The organism is Rhodococcus sp. 14-1411-2a (assembly GCF_002259485.1).
Classification (GTDB): domain Bacteria; phylum Actinomycetota; class Actinomycetes; order Mycobacteriales; family Mycobacteriaceae; genus Rhodococcoides.
In genome coordinates this window covers 1-20,755 of sequence record NZ_NPGA01000014.1, presented here as the reverse complement: position 1 = coordinate 20,755, position 20,755 = coordinate 1, and the positions used below count along the sequence as shown (strand labels likewise).

General features: G+C 65.0%; 17 protein-coding genes. 6 read left to right on the top strand and 11 right to left on the bottom strand.

Annotated features, from left to right (window positions below):
* Positions 1–11: 11 nt before the first annotated feature.
* The 10 genes from CH291_RS11045 to cobM all read right to left on the bottom strand — a co-directional run bounded on the left by CH291_RS11045 (position 12) and on the right by cobM (position 12,650).
* Positions 12–1,913, bottom strand: coding sequence for an alpha/beta hydrolase-fold protein (locus CH291_RS11045; protein ID WP_094687485.1), 1,902 nt, complete (start codon positions 1,911–1,913; stop codon positions 12–14).
* 216 nt (positions 1,914–2,129) lie between these two features.
* The gene (locus CH291_RS11040; protein WP_068054320.1) at positions 2,130–3,143 is read right to left on the bottom strand and encodes an alpha/beta hydrolase; all 1,014 of its coding nucleotides are present in this window, start codon (positions 3,141–3,143) and stop codon (positions 2,130–2,132) included.
* Positions 3,144–3,470: 327 nt separating this feature from the next.
* Positions 3,471–4,481, bottom strand: coding sequence for an alpha/beta hydrolase (locus CH291_RS11035; RefSeq protein ID WP_176460222.1), 1,011 nt, complete (start codon positions 4,479–4,481; stop codon positions 3,471–3,473).
* Positions 4,482–4,700: 219 nt separating this feature from the next.
* On the bottom strand, positions 4,701–6,566 hold the full coding sequence (gene zomB / locus CH291_RS11025) for a flagellar motor control protein ZomB (protein WP_094687484.1): 1,866 nt from the start codon (positions 6,564–6,566) through the stop codon (positions 4,701–4,703).
* Positions 6,544–7,449 (bottom strand): decaprenyl-phosphate phosphoribosyltransferase, encoded by a 906-nt coding sequence (locus CH291_RS11020; RefSeq protein ID WP_068054311.1) that lies wholly within the window; start codon positions 7,447–7,449, stop codon positions 6,544–6,546. The genes zomB and CH291_RS11020 overlap by 23 nt, the downstream gene beginning before the upstream one ends.
* Positions 7,446–7,982 (bottom strand): phosphatase PAP2 family protein, encoded by a 537-nt coding sequence (locus tag CH291_RS11015; protein WP_052047296.1) that lies wholly within the window; start codon positions 7,980–7,982, stop codon positions 7,446–7,448. Before CH291_RS11015 ends, CH291_RS11020 begins: the two co-directional genes overlap by 4 nt.
* Positions 7,960–9,867 (bottom strand): glycosyltransferase, encoded by a 1,908-nt coding sequence (locus CH291_RS11010; protein ID WP_094687483.1) that lies wholly within the window; start codon positions 9,865–9,867, stop codon positions 7,960–7,962. The genes CH291_RS11015 and CH291_RS11010 overlap by 23 nt, the downstream gene beginning before the upstream one ends.
* Positions 9,864–11,093: a UDP-galactopyranose mutase gene (glf, locus tag CH291_RS11005; protein WP_176460223.1), complete on the bottom strand. Its 1,230-nt coding sequence runs from the start codon at positions 11,091–11,093 to the stop codon at positions 9,864–9,866. Before glf ends, CH291_RS11010 begins: the two co-directional genes overlap by 4 nt.
* 67 nt (positions 11,094–11,160) lie before the next feature.
* The gene (gene cobF / locus CH291_RS11000) at positions 11,161–11,910 is read right to left on the bottom strand and encodes a precorrin-6A synthase (deacetylating) (protein WP_179276514.1); all 750 of its coding nucleotides are present in this window, start codon (positions 11,908–11,910) and stop codon (positions 11,161–11,163) included.
* Complete coding sequence (cobM, locus tag CH291_RS10995) at positions 11,907–12,650, bottom strand: precorrin-4 C(11)-methyltransferase (protein ID WP_094687481.1); 744 nt, start codon at positions 12,648–12,650, stop codon at positions 11,907–11,909. The genes cobF and cobM overlap by 4 nt, the downstream gene beginning before the upstream one ends.
* A gap of 217 nt (positions 12,651–12,867) precedes the next feature.
* Between cobM and CH291_RS10990 the strand changes: the two genes are divergently transcribed.
* Positions 12,868–15,102: an N-acetylmuramoyl-L-alanine amidase gene (locus CH291_RS10990; protein ID WP_094687480.1), complete on the top strand. Its 2,235-nt coding sequence runs from the start codon at positions 12,868–12,870 to the stop codon at positions 15,100–15,102.
* Between the two features lie 79 nt (positions 15,103–15,181).
* Here CH291_RS10990 and CH291_RS10985 read toward each other — a convergent pair whose 3' ends face one another.
* Positions 15,182–16,018 (bottom strand): HAD family hydrolase, encoded by an 837-nt coding sequence (locus CH291_RS10985; protein ID WP_094638937.1) that lies wholly within the window; start codon positions 16,016–16,018, stop codon positions 15,182–15,184.
* Positions 16,019–16,093: 75 nt separating this feature from the next.
* On the opposite strand from CH291_RS10985, the gene CH291_RS10980 reads away from it, so the two are divergent.
* The 5 genes from CH291_RS10980 (at position 16,094) to CH291_RS10960 (ending at position 20,477) form a co-directional block, all read left to right on the top strand.
* The gene (locus tag CH291_RS10980) at positions 16,094–17,125 is read left to right on the top strand and encodes an NADP-dependent oxidoreductase (RefSeq protein ID WP_094671294.1); all 1,032 of its coding nucleotides are present in this window, start codon (positions 16,094–16,096) and stop codon (positions 17,123–17,125) included.
* Between the two features lie 57 nt (positions 17,126–17,182).
* A complete protein-coding gene (gene msrA, locus CH291_RS10975; RefSeq protein WP_068054290.1) occupies positions 17,183–17,695 on the top strand; it encodes a peptide-methionine (S)-S-oxide reductase MsrA in 513 nt (170 codons plus the stop codon).
* A 148-nt stretch (positions 17,696–17,843) separates the two neighbouring features.
* Entirely contained in the window at positions 17,844–19,115 is a 1,272-nt protein-coding gene (locus CH291_RS10970) for a YhgE/Pip domain-containing protein (RefSeq protein ID WP_094687479.1), read from the top strand.
* Between the two features lie 19 nt (positions 19,116–19,134).
* The gene (locus CH291_RS10965) at positions 19,135–19,878 is read left to right on the top strand and encodes a CPBP family intramembrane glutamic endopeptidase (RefSeq protein WP_037187130.1); all 744 of its coding nucleotides are present in this window, start codon (positions 19,135–19,137) and stop codon (positions 19,876–19,878) included.
* Positions 19,879–19,883: 5 nt separating this feature from the next.
* Positions 19,884–20,477: a DinB family protein gene (locus tag CH291_RS10960; RefSeq protein WP_094687478.1), complete on the top strand. Its 594-nt coding sequence runs from the start codon at positions 19,884–19,886 to the stop codon at positions 20,475–20,477.
* Positions 20,478–20,755: the final 278 nt, after the last annotated feature.

The window sequence follows — 20,755 nt, the reverse complement described above, 5'->3', positions numbered from 1 at the left end:
GTCGGCAGGTTCTACGGCGCGATCGTGGCAACGCCATCCTTCAGCGTGATGATGCCGAACTGGAAGTTCTGCTGCTTGCCGCCACCGTCGATGTCGAACTGATCGCTGGTGGGGTAGCCGAGCCGGCCGCCCTCGTAGCCGACCGATCCCCACGCGTCGAAGATCGGACCGTACGGAGTGGACCAGGCACCGCTCAGAGGGCTCCAGTAGATGTTGCCCGTCTCGAACTGGTTGAAGCGTCCGCCGTCCCTGATCGGACCGAGCTCGTTGGACTTGGGGAACCCGAGAGGTCCACCCTCCCAACCCAATTCGCCGTACTTGCCCAGAATCATGCCCTGCACCGAGTGCACACCGGCCTCGGGCGAGGTGTAGATGGCACCGATCTCGAAGCCCTGCACCGATCCGGGCTTGGTCGGCGTTTCCACCTCGTCGAGCACCGGGTAGCCGAGCGGTCCGCCCTCGTAACCCTGGGCGGCCCACTCGTCGAGCACGGCACCCTTGACCGCGTGCGCGCCGGTCTGCGGCGTGAAGTAGACCATGCCGTTCTGGAAGGCGTTGAACCGTCCGCGACCGTCGGGGGTTCCGATCTCGCCGGTCGTCGGGAAGCCGAGAGCACCCTCGGGGCCCCCGTTGCCCTGATAGATGCCACCGATGGCACCGGCGACGACCTGCGCACCGGTGTCGGGAGTGAAGAAGACCCGACCGAAGGTGAAGTCCTGTGCGCGTCCGCCTGCCACGTTGTATTCGGCGGTCAAGCACGGGCCGAGCCACGAATTGGCACCGCTCGCGTTTCCGATCAGTCCGGCGGCGCTGCATGCGGGCTTGTCCACCTCGACGCCGAGCGCGGTGGCGAGCTGCGGCCACAGCTGATGCAACTCGAACTGCCAGTACGGCCACGAGTGCGTGCCCGACGGCCGGTAGTTGACCTGAGCGGGGATGCCGAGCTGGTTGAGCTTGGTGGCGAACGTCTGCGAGGTCAGTCGCGACAGAATCTCCAGACCCATACCTGCGTAGTTGGTGCTCACACCAGGAATGGGCGACGGCTGATCGTAGGGTCCGGCCGAGCCGTTGCCGCTCGAGATGTAGAGGCTGACGCCTTCGAGCTTGTCGGCCAGCACGTACGGATCGTGCTGAGCCCACAGCGAGTTCGACGGCGGTCCCCACATAGCGCTGGAGTTGAACCCACCGGCGTCGGTCATCGCGTACTGGATTGCCTGCGGCATACCCAGCGAGGTGGTGCTCAGGATGCCCGAGAGCGATCCGGCGAACTTGAAGAAGCCGGGGTTGCGCGCGGCGAGGAACATCGCGGACGTGCCGCCCATCGACAGTCCGACGACGCCGCGGTTGTCGGTGCTGCGCCAGTCGCGCTCGAGAATCGGCGGGAGCTCCTCGGTCAGGAACGTCTCCCACTGGTAGTTCTTGCCGTTGTCCTGATCGACCCAGTCGGAGTAGAAGCTGGACTGGCCGCCGATGGGCAGGACCACGTTGACGTTCTTGTCGGCGAAGTACGACTCGGCGTCGGTCTCGGCCGTCCAGCCGTTCTCCTGGTCGGTCGCGCGCAGGCCGTCGAGCATGTACACCTGCGGGAACGTCGCCTGAGGGTTGATGTTCCAGTCACGCGCGAGCAGCAGCTGAACCTGGATGGGCGTTCCCATCGAGGGCGACTGGATCCACAGCGCGACGCGACGATCGGAGAGCCAGTCCACCGAAGTGACGGTGGCACCGGATGTCTGCGTGTAGGCGGGGCCGGCCAGTGCAACAGGGGCCGTTCTGGCGACGGGGGCAGCGGAGGCAACGGTCGTCGTCGCGAAGGGGATCATCAGCGCGGAAGCGACGGTCAATGCTGCTGCCGCTCGCCGAGCCCGTGTACCGGCCGATGTAGTCCGACCGAACCGAACAAGCTCAGTGCGCATGATGGTGACTCTCTTTCGACGTGACATTCGAAGGTCTCCTATCGAGACATGCTTCGTATGTCTTTCTACACGTGCCCGCTGCCGACGAGAAGCAGACGCGCTGTGACTGGTGGTGCAATTGTGAACAGAGGTGCCGCTAACGATCCGCTGGAACAGAAATGCCGCCCGGCGTAGGGACGCGGGCGGCACTTCCGGAAAACATGAAGATGGTGAACGTCAGGCGTTCAGGGCTTCCAGGATCTGGCCGCGAGCCTTCCACAGCTCGGCTCCCCAGTACGGCCATGCGTGAATGCCGTTGGACGGGAAGCTGTAGGTGGCCGGGATGCCGAGGGTGTTCATGCGGATCTGGAATGCACGGGTGTTGGCGAGCGAGAGGGCCTCGAGCGCCATGCCGTTGGCGGTGTTGTAGAAATCGATCGGCGCGGCCGGTCGATCGAACTCGCCGGGCAGACCACTGGCGGCCGAGATGTACAGGGACATGCCCTCGAGCCTCGGTGCGAAGACGAACGGGTCGTTACGCAGCCACGCCGGGTTCCAGGGCGGTCCCCACATGGAGTCGACGTTGAAGCGTCCGGCATCGAGCATGGCGACGCGGATGGCCTCACGCATGCCGGGCGCGGAGATGTTGAGGTAGCCCGAGAGCGAACCGGCGAACTTGAACTGATCGCGGTGGTACGCGGCGAGCGTCAGAGCGGCCGAGCCACCCATGGACAGTCCGAGTACGCCGTTGTTGCTGCGCGAGACGCCGTAGTTCTCGAGGAACGCGGGCAGCTCCTGGGTCAGGAACGTCTCCCACTTGTAGGTGACTTCCTGGCCGTTGAAGTTCGACGAGGTGTACCAGTCGCTGTAGAAGCTCGACTGACCGCCGACGGGCATGACCAGGGTCACGTTGTCGTTGGCGAACTGATCCTGCGCGTTGGTCTCGAACGTCCAGGCGTTGCGGTCGTCGCGTGCGCGCAGTCCGTCGAGCAGGTAGAGAGCAGCGTTGCCACCGCGGGCCGCCCATTGGACCTGAACCTTGATGGGGCCCATCTCGGACGGAACGATCAGGTCCTCACGGCCACCGGCGGGCGTTTGGTGCACGACGGGAGCAGGCGCTGCAACAGCGACCGCTCCACCGACGACACCGGCTGCGATGGGAAGGACGAGCGCGGCAGCACCGACGCCGAGCAGGCGCTGACGCCAGCGTGAAGACGCCTTCGGGGTTCTGCTGAGGCCGGCAAATCGCATGAATCGTGCTCTCTCTCATCTACGCGGTCTCCGCGACATGCGGCCCCCGGCAATCGAACAGGGCTTTCTGGGTGGCCCCTCGAGGCCAGGGACGATGTGGTCCCGAAAAACTGAGGTTCTGCTGTGAAAACAGGCGAACCGCTCGATGGAGGTTATTCCATCGAGCGGTTCCAAGGCAAAACTGTGATCAGCGTCCCAGTTTCACCTCGACGTTTCCTTGAAACAGGAGACTATCCTGCCCGGCCCCCGCTGAACAGGCCTGAAAAGTCGTGAAGTTTCACGAAGGGCCGAAAAGCGGGCGAAACGACCGAAACGAAGTGTGGCCGGTCAGCCACCGATGTTGGCGCTCAGGTCCGGTGCCATGATGCGGATCTGCTCGCCCCAGTAACCCCACTGGTGGGTACCGACGGCCGGGAACGCATACGTGACGTTGTTGGCGCCGATGCTCGCCATCCGGATCTGGAACGCCCGGCTGTTCGCCAACGCGATGGCCTCGAGGCCCATGCCGTTGGCGGTGTTGTAGTAGTCGATGAAGCTCTGCGGGCGATCGAGTCCGCCGGGCAGACCGCTACCTGCGAACACCCACACACGGGTTCCGTTGTCGCGCAGACGAGGCGCGAAGACGAACGGGTCGTTGCGCAGCCACGCCGGATCCCACGGCGGTCCCCACATCGCGTCGATGTTGTAGCGGCCCGAGTCGAGCAACGCGAGACGCATGGCTTCACGCATGCCGGGAGCAGAGATGTTCAGGTAGCCGGACAGCGAGCCCGCGTAGCTGAACTGGTCCGGGTGGTAGGCGGCGAGCGTCAGAGCAGCCGATCCGCCCATGGAGATACCGATGACACCGTTGCGGTTGGGGTTGAAGCCCCAGTTGGCGCGCAGGTTCTCACGCAGGTTCTGCGTCAGGAAGGTCTCCCACTTGTACGTGGTCTGCTGGCCGTTGAAGTTCGACGGTGCGTACCAGTCGGAGTAGAAGCTCGACTGTCCGCCGACCGGCTGGACGACGTTGATGTTGTACCCGGCCAGTACGGCACCGGCGTCGGTCTCGTGCTCCCAACCGGAGATGTCGGTGGTGGCCCGCAGCCCGTCGAGGAGGTAGACGACGCGGTCGGTGTTACCGTCCGCGGCGCGCCAGACGCGGCTCTTGATCGGACCCATCGACGAGTCCGTCCATACGTCGATGGCATTGCCGTCGAAGGCCGCGTTTGCAGTCGCGCCACCGCCGGCTACAGCCAATCCCAGTGGTAGGACCACTGCCATCAGCATGGACGTGGCGGCGCGGCGTCCCCAGGACCCACCCCGCTTGTCCTCGGACCGGCTCTTCCTTCTACCCAGCATGCACTCGACCTCTCAGCTGCTTCGTCGTCACATCGGTTACGCAATCAACGCTTGATCTCGCAAGTCCATCATGTCTGCCGCCCGACCACACAGGTCGGACGCATACACATCCTCCGCACTTATCGCGCGAAGGACGACCCCCGTTACATGATCGAGATAGCTCATCTTGGCGTCGACACCAATTCGGCGCAACCCGGTGACCTTTTCGTGTTCGGACACCTAATTGTCCGCCTTCAATATCGGAGCCGGAAGATCACATCGTTGTATTTCGTACTTCGGCACCCGATCGAACCGATATCCAGCGTAGAAGAGCGAACGCTTGACATTCCGGACGAACAATTCCTTCGTCAACGGAGCTCGATACGAGGTGAGCAGTTCCTGGGTGTCGGGGCAGGTCAGCGCAACCTGAGCCTCGGTGACCCAGTCCTCGTCCATGTACCAGGGCAGGTACGGATGGACGGCGACGAGGCCGAGATCGGCCACCACCCAGTCCGGATACAGGTTCTTGTCGTGTCCGATCCGGCCGTTCTCGAGCCGCTCGGTGTGCGACGCCAACGGGTACGCCAGTCCCATCTGGTCGATGACCCGCACGTCGAGGCCGACGTTCATGCTGGTCATTCCGAGGTTCAGGAAGAAGACGGTGTGACCGAAGCCACCTTCCGGGATGGGGAGTGGTGGGGGAACGACATCCCAGTACGTGAACTGCGCCGACGGCAACAGCAGGCCGCCGTCCGGAGTGTCCTCGATCGCCTCGACCATCCCACGCATCCGCGGGTAGTCGAGGTAGTCCGAGGCCAGGATCGGGTGGGCGTGCCCGGTGTTGAGCGAGTAGAACGCCCGCTCGTCGACGATGCCACTGCGGCCGACGATCGAACCCTGCGGCATACCCGTCGTATTGGCAGCCACGACGGCCCAGACCACGATGCCGCCCCAGACGAAAAGATCGGCGAAGAATATCGCGGTGGCGCGGTCTGCAGACCATCGTTTCGGAAGGGCGACCGGCAGCACCGAAATCGGCAACAAAAGCGTGAACAATGCCGGCAACAATGTGCGGCCGTGCATGAAATCGCCGCCGACGCGAATCGCGTACAAAGCCAGCAGAAGGCCACTGATCAATACGAAGACGACCACGGCGGTCGGCGTCCGTAGCGCTGCGAGCCAGCCGCCGACGGTGCGGGGCAGGGACAACCGCACTCGGGAGGCCGACAGAACGGCACCGACGACGAGCAGTAGGAGTGGCAGCCACAGCAGGTACGGGCCCACGAGGTTGGACAGGTACTCGAACCCCTGCGACCACTTGGCTCCGCCGGCATCCTTCGACACCGCGGTGTTGGGGTACGGCAGGCCGTAGTAGCCCATGCGCCAGATCTGGTAGAGCACCGGCACGGCTCCGGCGAAAACGAACACTCGGAGCCTGGACGACCAACTCTGCGGGGCCAGGAAGATCATCGCCAGCGCGAGCACCGCCACGATGGACAGTTCCGGACGCACCAGCGGGCCGAGGCCTGCGAAGAACGCCAGCAGCAGCAGCTCGAAGCCGCCGCTCCGGCGCTGGCCCCAGCGAACCATCAGCAGCCACAGCATCGCCAGCCAGAAGATGACCAGGCAGGTCTCGAGGCCGGACGTCGCGAAGTCGCGGGCAGGAGGAACCGCGATGTAGACCAGGACGCCTGCGGGCAGGAACAGGGTCTTCGATGCGGTACGCCCTCGCAGCGCGAACGTGCCGATCATCGCGATGACGACGGCGGCCGTGGACAGCACGAGCGCGATCGTCAGGACGACGTACTCGAGGCGTCCCTCGCTCAGCCAACTGCCTGCGTAGACGAGGTACGTCCAGATGGTGCTGGTGTTGGTCTCGACTCGTTCGCCCGCGTTGAACACCGGTCCGTTGCCGGCCAGCAGGTTGCGGACGGTGCGCAGCACGATCAGCCCGTCGTCGGCGATCCAGCGGCGCTCCCACGCACCCCAGAGGAACAACGCCCCGGTGACCACGGTCCCGATCCAGAAGACGGGCCGGGTGATCGATGCCCGAGCGGAGTTCTCTTCTCGCGCGTCTCGCTGGTCAGGCGAGGTAGACAGCGACACCAACCACTCCGATCCACGCTATGGCGAGTAGCTGGAGAACCCTGTCTCCCAACGCGATCTCTTCGGGTTCGCCTGCCTCGCCGCCATCGACATCCACTGCGTATCGCAGGATTGCGATGGTAAACGGAATCATCGAGATCGCGAACCAGTTGGCGTCCGTGCCCGCGTCTTCCTGGAACGCCCACAGGCCGTAACAGATGACGACGGCCGTTGCCGACAGCGTCCAGACGAATCGCAGGTACGTGGTGGTGTAGTTCTCGAGCGATTTGCGGATCTTCGCTCCGGTGCGTTCGGCGAGCTGCAGCTCGGCGTAGCGCTTGCCGGCAGCCATGAAGAGCGATCCGAACGCCATGATCAGCAGGAACCACTGCGACAGCGGGATCGACGCGGCGACGCCACCGGCGATCGCGCGCAACAGGAAGCCCGAGGACACGATGCAGATGTCGAGCACGGCCTGGTGCTTGAGACCGAAGCAGTAGGCCAGCTGGATCACGATGTAGACACCGATGACCAGAGCCAGCTTCCAGTTCGCGAGGAACGACAGACCGATGGCGAGGGCGAAGGACACCACGGCCATCGCGTAGGCGATGTTGACGGGCAGCACGCCCGCGGCGATCGGCCGGAACCGCTTGGTGGGGTGTGCGCGGTCGGCCTCGACATCGAGGGCGTCGTTGACGAGGTAGACCCCGGACGCGGCGAAGCAGAACACGACGAACGCGAGCGCGACGGACAGCAGCACGTCGGGGTCGGTGACCGAGCCCGCGGCCAGCGGTGCAGCGAGCACCAGGACGTTCTTGACCCACTGACGCGGACGAAGCGCCTTGACGATGCCGTCCGCCAGGTTCTTCGGCGGCGCGCCTACGGGTGCGGCATCCTCGCTCATTTGTCTCCTTCGAACTTCACGACGGCCGCAGCCGTCAACGCGCCGAGTGCAGATCCTGCCAGCACATCGGTGGGGTAGTGGACTCCGAGCACCAAGCGCGAGAGCAGCATGGGTGGGACGAGGACCGCCGGTAACGGTAGCCCGGTCACCCGGCCGAGGAGAACCGCGGCGGCTGTGGTGGATGTCGCATGCGAGGACGGAAAGCTCAGCTTGCTGGGCGTCGAGACGTTGATGCGCACGGCCGGATCGTGGGGACGTGGCCGGCGCACGATTCGCTTGATGACGATCGACGCGGCGTGGGAGCCCACTGCCCCGACTGCCACCGAGGCCCACTGACGCCGACGCGGCTTGTCCAGCGCAGCACCGATACCGGCGATCGCGACCCAGCCGAGTGCGTGTTCGCCGAAGTGCGACATGCCGCGGGCGACGGTGATCGCGCCCGGTGCACTGCCGACGGTGCTCTGCACCTTCTCGAGGATCCTGACTTCCGTCGGGGCCTCGGTCTGGCCCTTACGCCTGGTAACGAAAGACACGTTCCCACGTTTCCTTACTGGTCAGGTGCGGCACGGCATCGCGATACCGAGCCTTGAGGGCGGGGAATTCGGCCGCCAACTGCTTGCGCAGCGACAGTGCTTCCTTGAGCAACGCCGCGGCCTGAGCGCGGTCTCGCTTGCGGTAGACGACGCCCCGGCCGTCGGCGGTGGTGACGGTGACGCCGTCGACCTGGGAGAGCAGGAACCAGCGCGCGTCGAGAGTCGGGACGTTGAGCTGTGGGCGGTCGTGATGCTGAGTGTGCGCAGGCTTTGCGTTGTGCAGCAAGCCTTTTGCCAATCGGCTGATCTTGGCGAGCGGGTTGGTCGGCAGCCCGACGGCTCCCACCTCCTCACCGGACGCGAGGGGCAGCTCCGTGGAACTGCCCACGACGACGGCGTCGGGAAATTCCTTGCGCAGTGCGTGCACGGTCGGCAGCGCGGTGGGGAGGATCTCGAGGATGTGCTCGGGGCCGGCCAAGAAGTCGCGGATCGCGAGGTTCTGAATGGCGACCGTCGAGTATTCGAGGCACAGCAGATGCTTGACCGTGGCCTTGATCGTGTCGAGCACCAGGCCCTTGCCGTCGCCCGGCATGTGCAGCGATGCGACCACGAGGCGGTTGCGCAGATGGAAGTACGCCTGCCAGTCGATGGCGTCGTCCTTGTCGCTCCACGCCATGTGCCAGATGGCCGCGCCCGGCAGTGTCACCGTCGGGTAGCCGGCTTCCCGTGCGCGCAACCCGTATTCGGCGTCGTCCCACTTGATGAACAGCGGCAGTGGCTGCCCCAGTTCCTCGGCGACGACGCGGGGGATCATGCACATCCACCAGCCGTTGTAGTCGACGTCGATGCGGCGGTGTAGCAGTTTGCTGGTGCGCAGCGGATCCTCGGAAAAGTCGTGGTCGTACTCCACGTTCTGCGCGCCGGTCCACATGAAGTTGCCGCGATCGATCACTTCGCCCATGACGTGCAGGTGGCTGCGCGCCTGCAGGTTGAGCATCTGGCCACCGACGAGAGTGGGGACCTTGGCGAACCGAGACATGGCCAGCGCACGCAGGATCGAGTCGGGCTCGATCTCGATGTCGTCGTCCATGAACAGAATGTGTTGGCACGAGGTGTTGTTCAGTGCCTCGTACATGATGCGGCTGTAGCCACCGGAGCCACCGAGGTTGGCTTGGTCATGGATGGCGAGTCGCCCACCGAGGGCTGCTGCCGCCTCGTCGAACCCTGGCTCGTCCTTGGCCTTGCGGGTGCCCTGATCCGGCATGATGACGGCTTGGATCACGTCGAGCACCAACGGATCCGAGCCAAGGGCCACAAGGGCTTTGACTGCGTCGGTCGGGCGGTTGAACGTGGGGATACCGACGGCAACGGTGGCCTCACCGGGAGCCTCGATCGGCGCGTACCAGCCCGCACTCTCGAGAACCACCTCGGAATCGGAGGTGATGTCGAACCAGATCCAGCCGCCGTCCTCGAACGGACCGAGATCGATCAGAAACTCTTGCGCCGCATCGCCGTCCACGGCTTCACGGCCCTCGACGTGGATGCGCGACGCGTCGGCCTTGGACCGGTAGACGTCGATTCGGCAGTGTCCGGAGACCTCGACGCGCAGCACCACGGACTTCAGGACGCTGTAGCGCCGCCAGTAGCTCGCCGGGAACGCGTTGAAATAGGTACAGAACGACACCTCGGACTCGGAGCCGATCGTGACCGAGGTCCGCGAGAGCGAGTGTGCCCGTTTGGCGTTGGTGAGCGCCTCTTCGAGGTACAGCGTGCGCACGTCGAGCGGTTCACCGGAGCGCGGCAGCAATACTCGCTGCAGCAGTGACTTGCCGAGAACCGGCGCGGCGTCGGCGATGCCGTCCTCGAGGAGGTGCTTGGCGGTCACTTGTCGCCTGCCAGGGGTGCACCGGTCTCGAAGTGCGGAGCCAGGGTGTTCTCGTACATGTTCAACGCGCTCGCGATGGCCATGTGCATGTCCAGGTACTGGTAGGTGCCGAGTCGGCCACCGAACAGCACTCCGCTCGCGGCGGCTTCGGCCTTGGCGCGGTCGCGGTAGGCCTCGAGCTTCTGCCGATCGTCGGGGGTGTTGATCGGGTAGTACGGCTCGTCGCCGCTCTTGGCGAAGCGGGAGAACTCGCGCATGATGACCGTCTTGTCGGTCGGGTACTGGCGCTCGGGGTGGAAGTGACGGAACTCGTGGATCCGGATGAACGGCACGTCGCCGTCGTTGTAGTTCATCACCGGGGTGCCCTGGAAGTCACCCGTCGGAAGTACCTCGGTCTCGAAATCGATTGTGCGCCAACCCAGTTCGCCCTCGGAATAGTCGAAGTAGCGGTCCAGTGGGCCGGTGTAGACGATGGGAGCGTCGGGGCTCTCGGCCACGAGCTCGGCCTTGACGTCGAACCAGTCCGTGTTCAATCGGACCTCGATCTTCTCGTCGGCGGCCATCTTCTCGAGCCACGCGGTGTAGCCGTCGACCGGCAGCCCCTCGTAGGTGTCGTTGAAGTAGCGGTTGTCGAACGTGTACCGCACCGGCAATCGGGTGATGTTGCCCGCGGGCAGGTTCTTCGGATCGGTCTGCCACTGCTTGGCGGTGTAGTCCTTGATGAACGCCTCGTACAGCGGGCGCCCGATCAACGAGATCGCCTTCTCCTCGAAGTTCTGCGCATCCTTCGAGTCGAACTCGTCGGACTGCTCTTCGATGAGTGCCCGCGCCTCGGCAGGCGAGAAGTACTTGCCGAAGAACTGCGAGATCAGGCCCAGGCCCATCGGGAACTGATACGACTGGCCCTTGTGCAGGGCGAAGACACGGTGCTGGTAGCTCGTGAAGTCGGTGAACTGGTTGACGTAGTCCCAGACCCGCTTGTTCGAGGTGTGGAACAGATGCGCGCCGTACTTGTGGATCTCGATACCCGTCTCGGGCTCGGCCTCGGAGTACGCGTTGCCACCCAGGTGGTGCCGCCGATCCAGCACGAGGACACGCTTGCCCAACTGGGACGCCGCCCGCTCCGCCACGGTCAGTCCGAAGAACCCGGATCCGACGACGATGAGGTCGTATCGGCCGGTCACGGAGGCGTCGGAAGAGGTGGTCTCGGGGCTTACAGCAGTCACGGGCAACCAGGGTATCCGACGATCGTGACCGCTCTGCCCCGCCAGGCGTCGGTCGGCCGGTCGGATGTCAACCGGGCAGGCGTCGAAGCAGGTAGGTATCCATCACCCAGCCGTGCCGGGACTTGACCTCCTCGCGGGCGCGGCGAATCTCGCCCAGCACGTCGTCGAGCGGACCCGACACCAGCTTCTCGTCCGCCGTCCCCAGGTTGGCACCCCAGTGGATGCCCCACCCTGCGCCGGTCAGCGCGCTGCAGGCCAGATTGCCGTCGAGCACGACCACGAGGTTGTCGAGACCGGCCGCGACATCGCCTGCCAGGTTGCGGCCGGTGGTGATGACGATCGGCCCGCCGATGCGGTTGAGCACGAGGCGGTGACTCGCCGCCAGCATCGACACGCTGGAGATACCGGGTGTGACATCGAACTCGATGTCACCGCGCAACGCGGCCAGTCGCTCGACGACGCGGATCGTGCTGTCGTACAGCGCGGGGTCTCCCCAGACGAGAAATCCGACGACGGTGCTGTCGGCGAGGCCGTCGAGCACATCGGCGTAGGCGCGGGCGCGGGCGTCGTGCCAATCGAGGACAGCGGTCTCGTACTGCCGGGGCGATCGGTCGCGTGGCGGGTCGGGCACCTCGATCACCCGGTAGCTACCGCCGTGGTGGCGTTCGAGGATCTCCTGCCTGGCTGTTGCGAGATCGCCGACGGACGCACCCTTGTCTGCGACGATGAACACGTCGACGGCCCGCAGTTTCTCGACGGCCTGGACGGTCACCTGATCCGGGTGTCCACCGCCGATGCCGATCAGATGGATTCTCACGAGCGGTCCCGGCACGCGTCGTACAGGTGGGATTCGGTGACGACGCGTCGAGCCAGGGCTGGCCCCACCAGAATCACCGCCGCCTGTCGTAGGTCGGCGGCCTCGACCTGATCTGCGATGTCGGCCAAAGTGCCGCGCAGGATCAGCTCGTCCGGCTTGCTGGCGTGGAAGACGACGGTGGCGGGGCACTCGGGACCGTAGAACTCGGTCAGTTCGTCGGCGATGATGCGGGTGCGGGTGATCGCCAGGTGCAGCGCGAGCGTCGCCCTGGTGGCGGCGAAGTTCTTCAGCGCCTCGGTATCGGGCATCGCCGTCGAGCGGGCCTGTGCGCGGGTGAGCACCACCGACTGCGTCACTTCCGGAACCGTCAGCTCGACGCCCAGTGCGGCGGCTGCGGCCGCGTAGGCAGGAACGCCCGGGGTGACGTCCCAGGGCACGCCTGCGGCGTCGAGTCGAGCGGACATCTCCGCCAACGCGGAGTAGAGGGACGGGTCGCCCGAGCACAGGCGCGCGACGTCCTCGCCGCGCTCGTGGGCAGCGACCAACTCTTCGGTGATGGCGTCGAGGTCGAGCTTCGCGGTGTCGACCAGCCGGGTACCCGCGGAGCAATGTTCGAGGATCGCGTCGTCGATGTAGGTGCCGGCGTAGACGCAGACCGGGCTCGATCGCAGGAGCTCGACGGCTCGCAGCGTGAGCAGGTCGGCAGCGCCCGGTCCGGCTCCGATGAAGTGCACAGTCACAGCTCGAAAGCGTAGGTGGGCAGGAGTGGAGCCTGCGGAACGACCCAGGAGTGCAAGCCCCGACGCGCCGCGCCACTCGAACTTCCCGCCGATGGCTAACTGTCAAGCTAAGGTTTAGCCTTGTGTCTGATGGGACTCATGTTGCTGATGTGATTCATGTTGTTCAGTAGCTGGAGATCCTACGACGCGTACCTACCAACAACCAGGGAGTACCGCCTTGCCGAACCGTCGAACGAAGCCGTCGATCGTTCTCGGTGCTGTCGCACTACTGGCCGTCGCAACCCCCTTTGCGGTCGCAGGCCTCACCGACAGCACGACAACCGGAGTTCGACCGGCCAACGAGACAACCCCGGTCACCGTGCCGACCAAGATCGTCGAGACCGCGCTGAGCTCCGCACCGGACATCGTCATTCCGTTGCAGGAACTCACCGGACTGCCGTTGCCGGATCTGCGGCTCTCCGATCTGAAGTACCTACCGCTGCCGGATTCCATCGTGATCCCGCCGATCGAAATCCCGGACATCCCGGGCCTGACCACGCCCGCGCCGGGCAACGCGACAGCACAGGCACCCGTTCCCCGGGTCGATGCATCCGCGCCGGTCAGTCCCCTGCCCGTGAATCCGGAAGCTGCCGATCCGACCGGCCCGCCGCTCGGTGCCGCCGTCAAGGAAATCAAGCAGGACACTCCCTTCAGCATGGTGGCCCTGACCTCCGAGCAGCTCGACGGTGCAGCCGCTCAGGTTCGCCGGCAACTCGAGGACGGATCCTGGGGTCCGTGGCTCGAGACCGCGCCGGTGGACACCACTGCGAGCGACGCCGTTCCCGCTGCGGAAAAGCAAGGCACCGAACCGATCTTCGTCGGACTGACCAATGCAGTGCAGGTGCTGCTGACGCCGCTGACGAGTAGTGCAGCTCCCGAAAGCTTCGCAACTGCACCGGTTCCCGAGGTTCCGGTCGTCGAGCTGCCTGCTGCCGACGCCCCGGCCGAGGTGCCCGCTGCTGCCGAACAGCCGTTGGGCTACACCCCGGCGTCGTCGAGCACGCCTCTGCGTCAACAGGATCCGGCACCTGTCGATCCCGCGGCACCGGCACCTGCAGTCGAGGCACCTGCAGCAGATCCCGCCCAGCCCGAAGCCGCGCCGGAAGGCACGGCGGATCAGTTGGCTGCTGCGGTCGATGACATCAGTGCCGTACTCATCACCCCCGGCACGTCGCCGGTCGACTCGGCATTGAACGACATCGCCACGCCCGTCGCCGGTGACGCAGGCCCCAAGGTCATCACCCGCGCTCAGTGGGGTGCCGACGAGTCGATCCGTTGCGCCACACCGACTGTCGACGACTTCCTCGGCGGTGCCACAGTGCACCACACCGCAGGCAGCAACGACTACTCCAAGTCCGAATCGGCCGAGATCGTCCGCGCCATCTACGCATACCACGCGCAGACACTCGGTTGGTGCGACATCGGCTACAACGTCCTCGTCGACAAGTACGGCCAGATCTTCGAGGGCCGCGCGGGCGGCTTGGACAAGCCGGTCCAGGGCGCACACTCGGGCGGGTTCAACGAGAACACGATGGGCATCGCCATGATGGGCGACTACTCCAACGAGGATCCCTCGCAGGAGACCATCGATTCGGTCGGCAAGTTCCTCGGATGGCGACTCGGCAAGGCCGGTCTCGACCCGAAGGGCACCACCACGATGACCTCGGAGGGAACGGATTTCACGTTTGTCGGCCGCGGCCAGAGCGTCGACCTGCCGGTGATCTTCGGCCACCGCGATGTAGGCAACACCGAATGCCCCGGTGACGCCGGATACGCACGACTCGGAGAAATCCGCGACATCGCTGCGGCAAACCTCGGCGGCGGCGGAGATGCCACTCCGGTATCGCCCGACGCTCCCGATACCGCACCCGACACCGCGGTGACCGACCCGGCACCGTCACGCCCGGGCACCGACGCCAGTTCCACTCTGGGCGAGAACATCCCGGCCCTGGTCGCCGAGCTGCAGCGACTGGCGTCGACCAGTCCCGTCGCACAGAAGTGGTTGGAATCGGGCGGAGAAACCGGCTCGCTCGGCGTTCCGGTGAGCGGCCTGGTGCAGGTGAGCGGCGGCCGCGAGAAGGCGCAATTCGCCAACGGCGAGATCATCACCAACATGGCCGGTCAGGCCGTGGCCGTCATCGGCAAGATCTTCCAGCAGTACGTGCAGCAGGGTGGCGTAGACGGCATCCTCGGCCTGCCGATCACCGACGAGTTCCGGGTGCCGGAGGGCTTCCGTACCGACTTCGAGAACGGTTCGCTGATCTTCAACGAGCTCACCGGAATCGTCACCACCGTGATCAAGACGTACAACGACACCTACAACGCGGAGATGCAGAACCCCGTCGCGGCGCCGGTGGAACCGGCTCCTGTGCCTGAGCCTGCTCCCGCACCGGAGCCCGCACCCGCGGGCTGAGTTCCAACAGTCGACCAGGGCCGAGTCACCGCGGTGACTCGGCCCTTGTCGTGTTCGGATATGCCGGGAGACCCGAGGGTCACCACCAGCGTTCGAGAACCTGTGCCACTCCGTCTTCTGCGTTGGTGACGGTCACCTCGTTCGCCGCCGCGACGGCAGCGGGATGCGCGTTGCCCATCGCCACGCCCAGTCCCACCATCGACAGCATCGGCACGTCGTTGGGCATATCGCCGAAGGCCACGATGTCCTTGACGTCCACCGACAGCGTCTCGGCGACCTTGGCCAAGCCCGATGCCTTGGTGATGCCCGGTGCCGACAGCTCGATGAGTCCGTTGTCGGTGGAGAACGTCAGGTCGGCTCGACCGGAGATCAGCGGGGACAGGATGTCGGCCATGTGTCCGCTGGTGGAGCCGGACAACCGGATCAGCAGCTTGACGGCCGGAACGTCGACCACGTCGTCCTCGGTCATCTCGACGTTGTCCGGGTTCAGCCAGGCGTGCTCGTATCCCGGGGAGCTGACGAACTGCGGTGTGGCCGAGTCGTGCGCCGTCCGGCCCACTCGCTCGGCGGCAAGTCCGCAGCCGGGCAGCGCGCGATACGCGACGTCGGCCAACCACTGCAGCGTCTCGACTGACAGCGTCTCGGCGCTGAGCACGCGATCGTTGGCGGCGTCGTAGATCACCGCACCGTTGGCGCACACCGACATCGGCGCGTATCCCAGCTGATCGACGACGGGGTGGATCCACCGCGGCGGCCGGCCGGTGGACAGCACGAACGGAACTCCGTCGGCCACGACGGCCGAGACGGCGCGCTTGGTGCGCTCGGTGACACGTTCATGCTGGTCGAGCAGGGTGCCGTCGACGTCGCTTGCGACGAGTCGGGGGGCGAGGCGGGTGGTGTTCGGCGCGTTGGTCATCGTGACGTCATTCTGCCCTAGTGTCGAAGCACCCTGTTTTCGACATGCACGTCTTCGATGTGGAAGGAACGGTAGATGACATCTGTGAACCGTCAGATCCGGCTGGCCCAGCGCCCGGTGGGACGTCCCGACGAATCGACGTGGAACCTCACCGAGGAACCGATTCCCACTCCTGGCGACGGCGAATTCGTCGTCACCGTCGACTACGTCTCTCTCGACCCGGCCATGCGCGGCTGGCTCAACGATGCGCGCTCGTACGTGCCGCCCGTCGGCATCGGCGAGGTGATGCGAGCGCACGCCGTGGGCCGGGTGCTGGAATCCCACCATCCCGATTATGCAGTCGGAGAGATCGTTTCGGGTTCGTTCGGCGTCACCGAGCATGCACTGTCGGACGGCACGGGGGTACAGAAGGTCGACGAATCCATCGCGCCTGCTCCCACCTGGCTCGGAGCACTCGGATTTCCCGGGCTCACGGCCTATTTCGGTCTGATGGACGTCGGCAAGCTCACCGAAGGCGATACCGTGGTGATCTCCGGAGCCGCCGGTGCCGTGGGCAGTATCGCGGGACAGATCGCGAAAGCCAAGGGAGCCACTGTGATCGGCATTGCCGGTGGACCCGAGAAGTGCGCGTGGCTCACCGAAGAACTGGGCTTCGACGCGGCGATCGACTACAAGAACGAGTCGGTGTACAAGGGCCTGAAGGCGGCTGCACCGAAGGGCATCGACGTGTATTTCGACAACGTCGGCGGCGAAATCCTCGACGCGGCCCTCTCCCGACTGCGCAAGGGAGCGCGAGTGGTGTTGTGCGGAGCGATCTCCGGCTACAACGCGACGGACCCGCAGCCCGGCCCGGCGCACTACCTGTCGCTACTGATCAATCGGGCATCGATGACGGGGTTCATCATCTTCGACTACCTCGATCGCTACCAGGAGGGCATCGAGGCCCTGTCCGAACTGCTCACCAGCGGCAAGATGACCGCACGCGAGCAGATCGAGATCGGCGGAGTCCCCGCCTTCGGGTCGACCCTGAACCTGCTGTTCGACGGGGCGAACACCGGCAAGCTGGTTCTCGAGGTCGGCGAACGCACCCACGACTCGGAATTATGACGCCGCCTCGTTCGTTGAACCCCACGTATCGACCGATAAAGAACTAGGAGAGCAACGATGTCTGCAGCCACCGAAACCGCCATTCTCGCCGGAGGATGCTTCTGGGGAGCCGAAGAGCTCGTCCGCAAGCTCCCGGGAGTGATCTCGACCCGCGTCGGCTACACCGGCGGCGAGGTCCCCAACGCCACGTACCGCAACCACGGCAATCACGCCGAGGGCCTCGAGGTCGTCTACGACCCCACCCAGACGACATACCGGGACCTGCTGGAGTTCTTCTTCCAGATCCACGACCCCACCACCAAGAACCGTCAGGGCAACGACATCGGAGCCAGCTACCGCTCGGCGATCTTCTACCTGAACGACGAGCAGAAGCGCGTCGCCGAGGACACCATCGCCGACGTCGACGCGTCGGGACTGTGGCCCGGCAAGGTCGTCACCGAGGTGACCCCGGCCGGCGATTTCTGGGAGGCCGAGCCCGAGCACCAGGACTACCTGCAGAAGTACCCCGAGGGATACACCTGCCACTGGGTGCGTCCGGAGTGGAAGCTGCCGCGTCGGGCCAACGCCTAGGAGCGGCTGCGCCGCAGGTGAGCGGAACCTCGTAGCCTGCTACGAAGTTCCGTTCACATGGGTGGCGTAGCAGCGGTCGAACTACCGCGCACTCGGGAGCCGAACTTGCGACACTGATCCGGTGACCTCCGACAGAACCCCTCGGTCGATGGCCGACGTCCTACGTTCGCCGCGTTTCTGGCTCGCTCCGATCCTCGTGGTCTCGGCGCTGATGTCCTTTCTGGCTGCCTTGTATCTGGGCGGAGTCCTCGACCCGCGAGGCAATCTGCACGACCTTCCCATCGCGATCGTCAACCAGGACGAGGGCGACACCCTTGCGGGCGAGCAACGCAACATAGGCAACGACATCGTCGAGGGTCTGCTGCAGAACGTCGATCCGGAGAAGGTCGATTTCAGGGAAGTCGGCCCGGCGCGGGCACAATCGCTGCTGTCGACGGCCGAGGCCTACGGTGCCATCGTCATCCCCAGCGATTTCACCAAGAGAATGGGAATCCTCGCCCAGGCCAGTGTGATTCCCGGGGACGTCGAGAAGCCGATCATCACGGTCTACACCAACCCACGTGCCGGCAGTTTCGGAATGTCGCTCGTGACCGGAGTGGCGACACCGGCGTTCGAGTCGGTCAATGAAACTGTGGGACAGCAGATCACCGAACAGGTACGCCAACAGCTCGGCGAGACTCAGCTCGCCGGTGCAAGTGCTCTCACCCTCGCGCAGCCGATCGATGTGATCGTTGCACAATACGATCCTCTGCCCGACGGCACCGGCGGTGGCCTGTCCGCCTTCTACTACGCGCTCTTGCTCGTCCTGGCGGGCTTCACCGGTGCGACCATCGTCAGCGCACTCGTCGACGGCCTACTCGGATTCACGCCCACAGAGATCGGTCCCAAGTACATCCATCGGGGACCGACCCTGATCAACCGCTTCCAGACGCTGCTCGTGAAGTGGCTCGTCATGGTCGTACTGGCCATGCTGGTGTCTGCCCTGTATCTGCTGATCAGTCATCTGCTCGGTATGCCGATCACCCACGCCTGGACCCTGTGGATGTACGGCGCGTTCGCGATCACCGCGGTCGGCATCACGGCATTGGCGGTGATGTCCGCGTTCGGCACCGCAGGACTGCTGATCAATTTGATCGTGTTCATCATCCTGGCGTTGCCGTCCTCGGGTGGCACCATTCCCCTCGAAGCCAGCCCGCGGCTCTTCACCTGGCTCGCGCAGTTCGAGCCGATGCACCAGATTTTCCTCGGCACCCGCTCGATCCTGTACTTCAACGCCTCACTCGACGCAGGGCTGCTGCACTCGGTGGGCATGACGTCTCTCGGACTGCTCATCGGGCTCGTGTTCGGTGTGGTGTTCACCCGCATCTACGACCGCAAAGGCCTCGACCGAAGCCTCGATTCACCGGGCGCTCACAGCTGACGCCAGTACACTCGATCCAATGCTTGCTGTGAATCCGGCCGGGAGCGTGGCACCCCGACGCGCCTTCCACGCTTACCTCGACGTCGCCATCGTCGTCCTCGTACTCGTGGGCACCAACCTCATCGCGCACTTCACCACGGTGTGGGCCAGCATCGCGACGGTTCCGATCGCCGCGGTTCTGCTGGTAGTCCTGGCGAACCGGCGCGGTCTGGGGTGGGCCGAACTGGGACTCTCTCCGAAGCAATGGAAGACCGGATCTCTGTACGCACTCGGAGCCGTCGGGGTCGTCCTGACCGTCGTCGCGATCGGTGCGTTGCTGCCGCTGACTCGGCCGTTCTTCATGGCCGACCGATACGCAACCGTTTCTGCAGCCATCGTCGCATCGATGATCGTCATTCCGCTGCAGACCGTCATCCCGGAGGAACTCGCATTCCGCGGGGTGCTGCACGGCACGCTGGGGCGCATCTACGGAGCTCGAGGCGTGTTCGCTGCAGGATCCCTGCTGTTCGGTCTGTGGCACATCGCGTCGTCGCTGGGGCTGACGGCGGGCAACGTGGGGCTGAGCGGATTTCTCGGTGGCGGGCTGTTCGGGCAGATCGTCGGTATCGCGTTGGCCGTCGTGGCGACTGCGGCGGCGGGTGTGGTGTTCACGTGGCTGCGCAGCCGCAGCGGAAGTTTGATCGCCCCCATCGCCCTGCACTGGTCGTTGAACGGACTCGGCGCGCTGGCCGCTGCTCTGGTCTGGCACGCGTCGGTGAGCTGACGAGCATGACCGAGCCGACCAGCATGAAAGACGACCTGCACCAGTACCTGCGGATCGCCCGCGAGAACATGCTGTGGAAGCTCGACGGCCTCACCGAGTACCAGAAACGACGGCCGATGACGCCGACGGGGACGAACCTCCTGGGGCTGATCAAGCACCTGGCGATCGTCGAATACGGCTACTTCGGCCCCACCTTCGGACGTGAGTTTCCAGCTCGGTTCGCGGAATTGGAGGCAGCGGCCATGGCCCGGCTGAACTCCGACATGTGGGCCACTGCCGACGAATCGACCGAATCCATTGTCGCCCTGTATCGCGAGGCCTGGAAGTACGCAGACAGGACCATCGAAACGAACGACCTCGACACTGTCGGACGCGTCCTGCACTGGCCCGTCGAGAAGCAGGAAGTAACCCTGCACCGCGTGCTCGTGCACCTCGTGGCCGAAACCAACCGGCACGCTGGGCATGCGGACATCGTGCGCGAACTCATCGACAACGCCGTAGGCCTACGACTCGGCAACGAAAATATGACCGACGGCAACGAAGCCTGGTGGGCCGCATATCGAGCCGAGCTGGAAACCGTTGCCAGAGACGCCGACTGAGCGCATCGCCTGACGTCAGGGTCCACCAACGCCTATCACACCCCACCGACAGGTTCCGATTCGCGAATCCTCATGCAGGACAACAGTTTTCTGTTCAACTTTGGTTGCCAGTCGAACGTGCGTTCGATACACTGGCTTCCATGACCACGGAGATCTGGCAACTGAGCGAGAGCGAACTGCTCGCCGACGCCGCCGCGGTCTCCCATCAAATCCAGTTGCTCGAAGCCCGGCGGATCGCTCTCGTCGCCGAGATCGACACCCGCGTGAGCCGGGAGAAA

Bases quoted from the DNA above. Each gene is read 5' to 3' on its own strand.
- CH291_RS11045 (WP_094687485.1), bottom strand. From the start codon at position 1,913: ATGCGCACTGAGCTTGTTCGGTTCGGTCGGACTACATCGGCCGGTACA.
- CH291_RS11040 (WP_068054320.1), bottom strand. From the start codon at position 3,143: ATGCGATTTGCCGGCCTCAGCAGAACCCCGAAGGCGTCTTCACGCTGG.
- CH291_RS11035 (WP_176460222.1), bottom strand. From the start codon at position 4,481: ATGCTGGGTAGAAGGAAGAGCCGGTCCGAGGACAAGCGGGGTGGGTCC.
- CH291_RS11020 (WP_068054311.1), bottom strand. From the start codon at position 7,449: ATGAGCGAGGATGCCGCACCCGTAGGCGCGCCGCCGAAGAACCTGGCG.
- CH291_RS10985 (WP_094638937.1), bottom strand. From the start codon at position 16,018: ATGACCAACGCGCCGAACACCACCCGCCTCGCCCCCCGACTCGTCGCA.
- CH291_RS10980 (WP_094671294.1), top strand. From the start codon at position 16,094: ATGACATCTGTGAACCGTCAGATCCGGCTGGCCCAGCGCCCGGTGGGA.
- msrA (WP_068054290.1), top strand. From the start codon at position 17,183: ATGTCTGCAGCCACCGAAACCGCCATTCTCGCCGGAGGATGCTTCTGG.
- CH291_RS10970 (WP_094687479.1), top strand. From the start codon at position 17,844: ATGGCCGACGTCCTACGTTCGCCGCGTTTCTGGCTCGCTCCGATCCTC.
- CH291_RS10965 (WP_037187130.1), top strand. From the start codon at position 19,135: ATGCTTGCTGTGAATCCGGCCGGGAGCGTGGCACCCCGACGCGCCTTC.
- CH291_RS10960 (WP_094687478.1), top strand. From the start codon at position 19,884: ATGACCGAGCCGACCAGCATGAAAGACGACCTGCACCAGTACCTGCGG.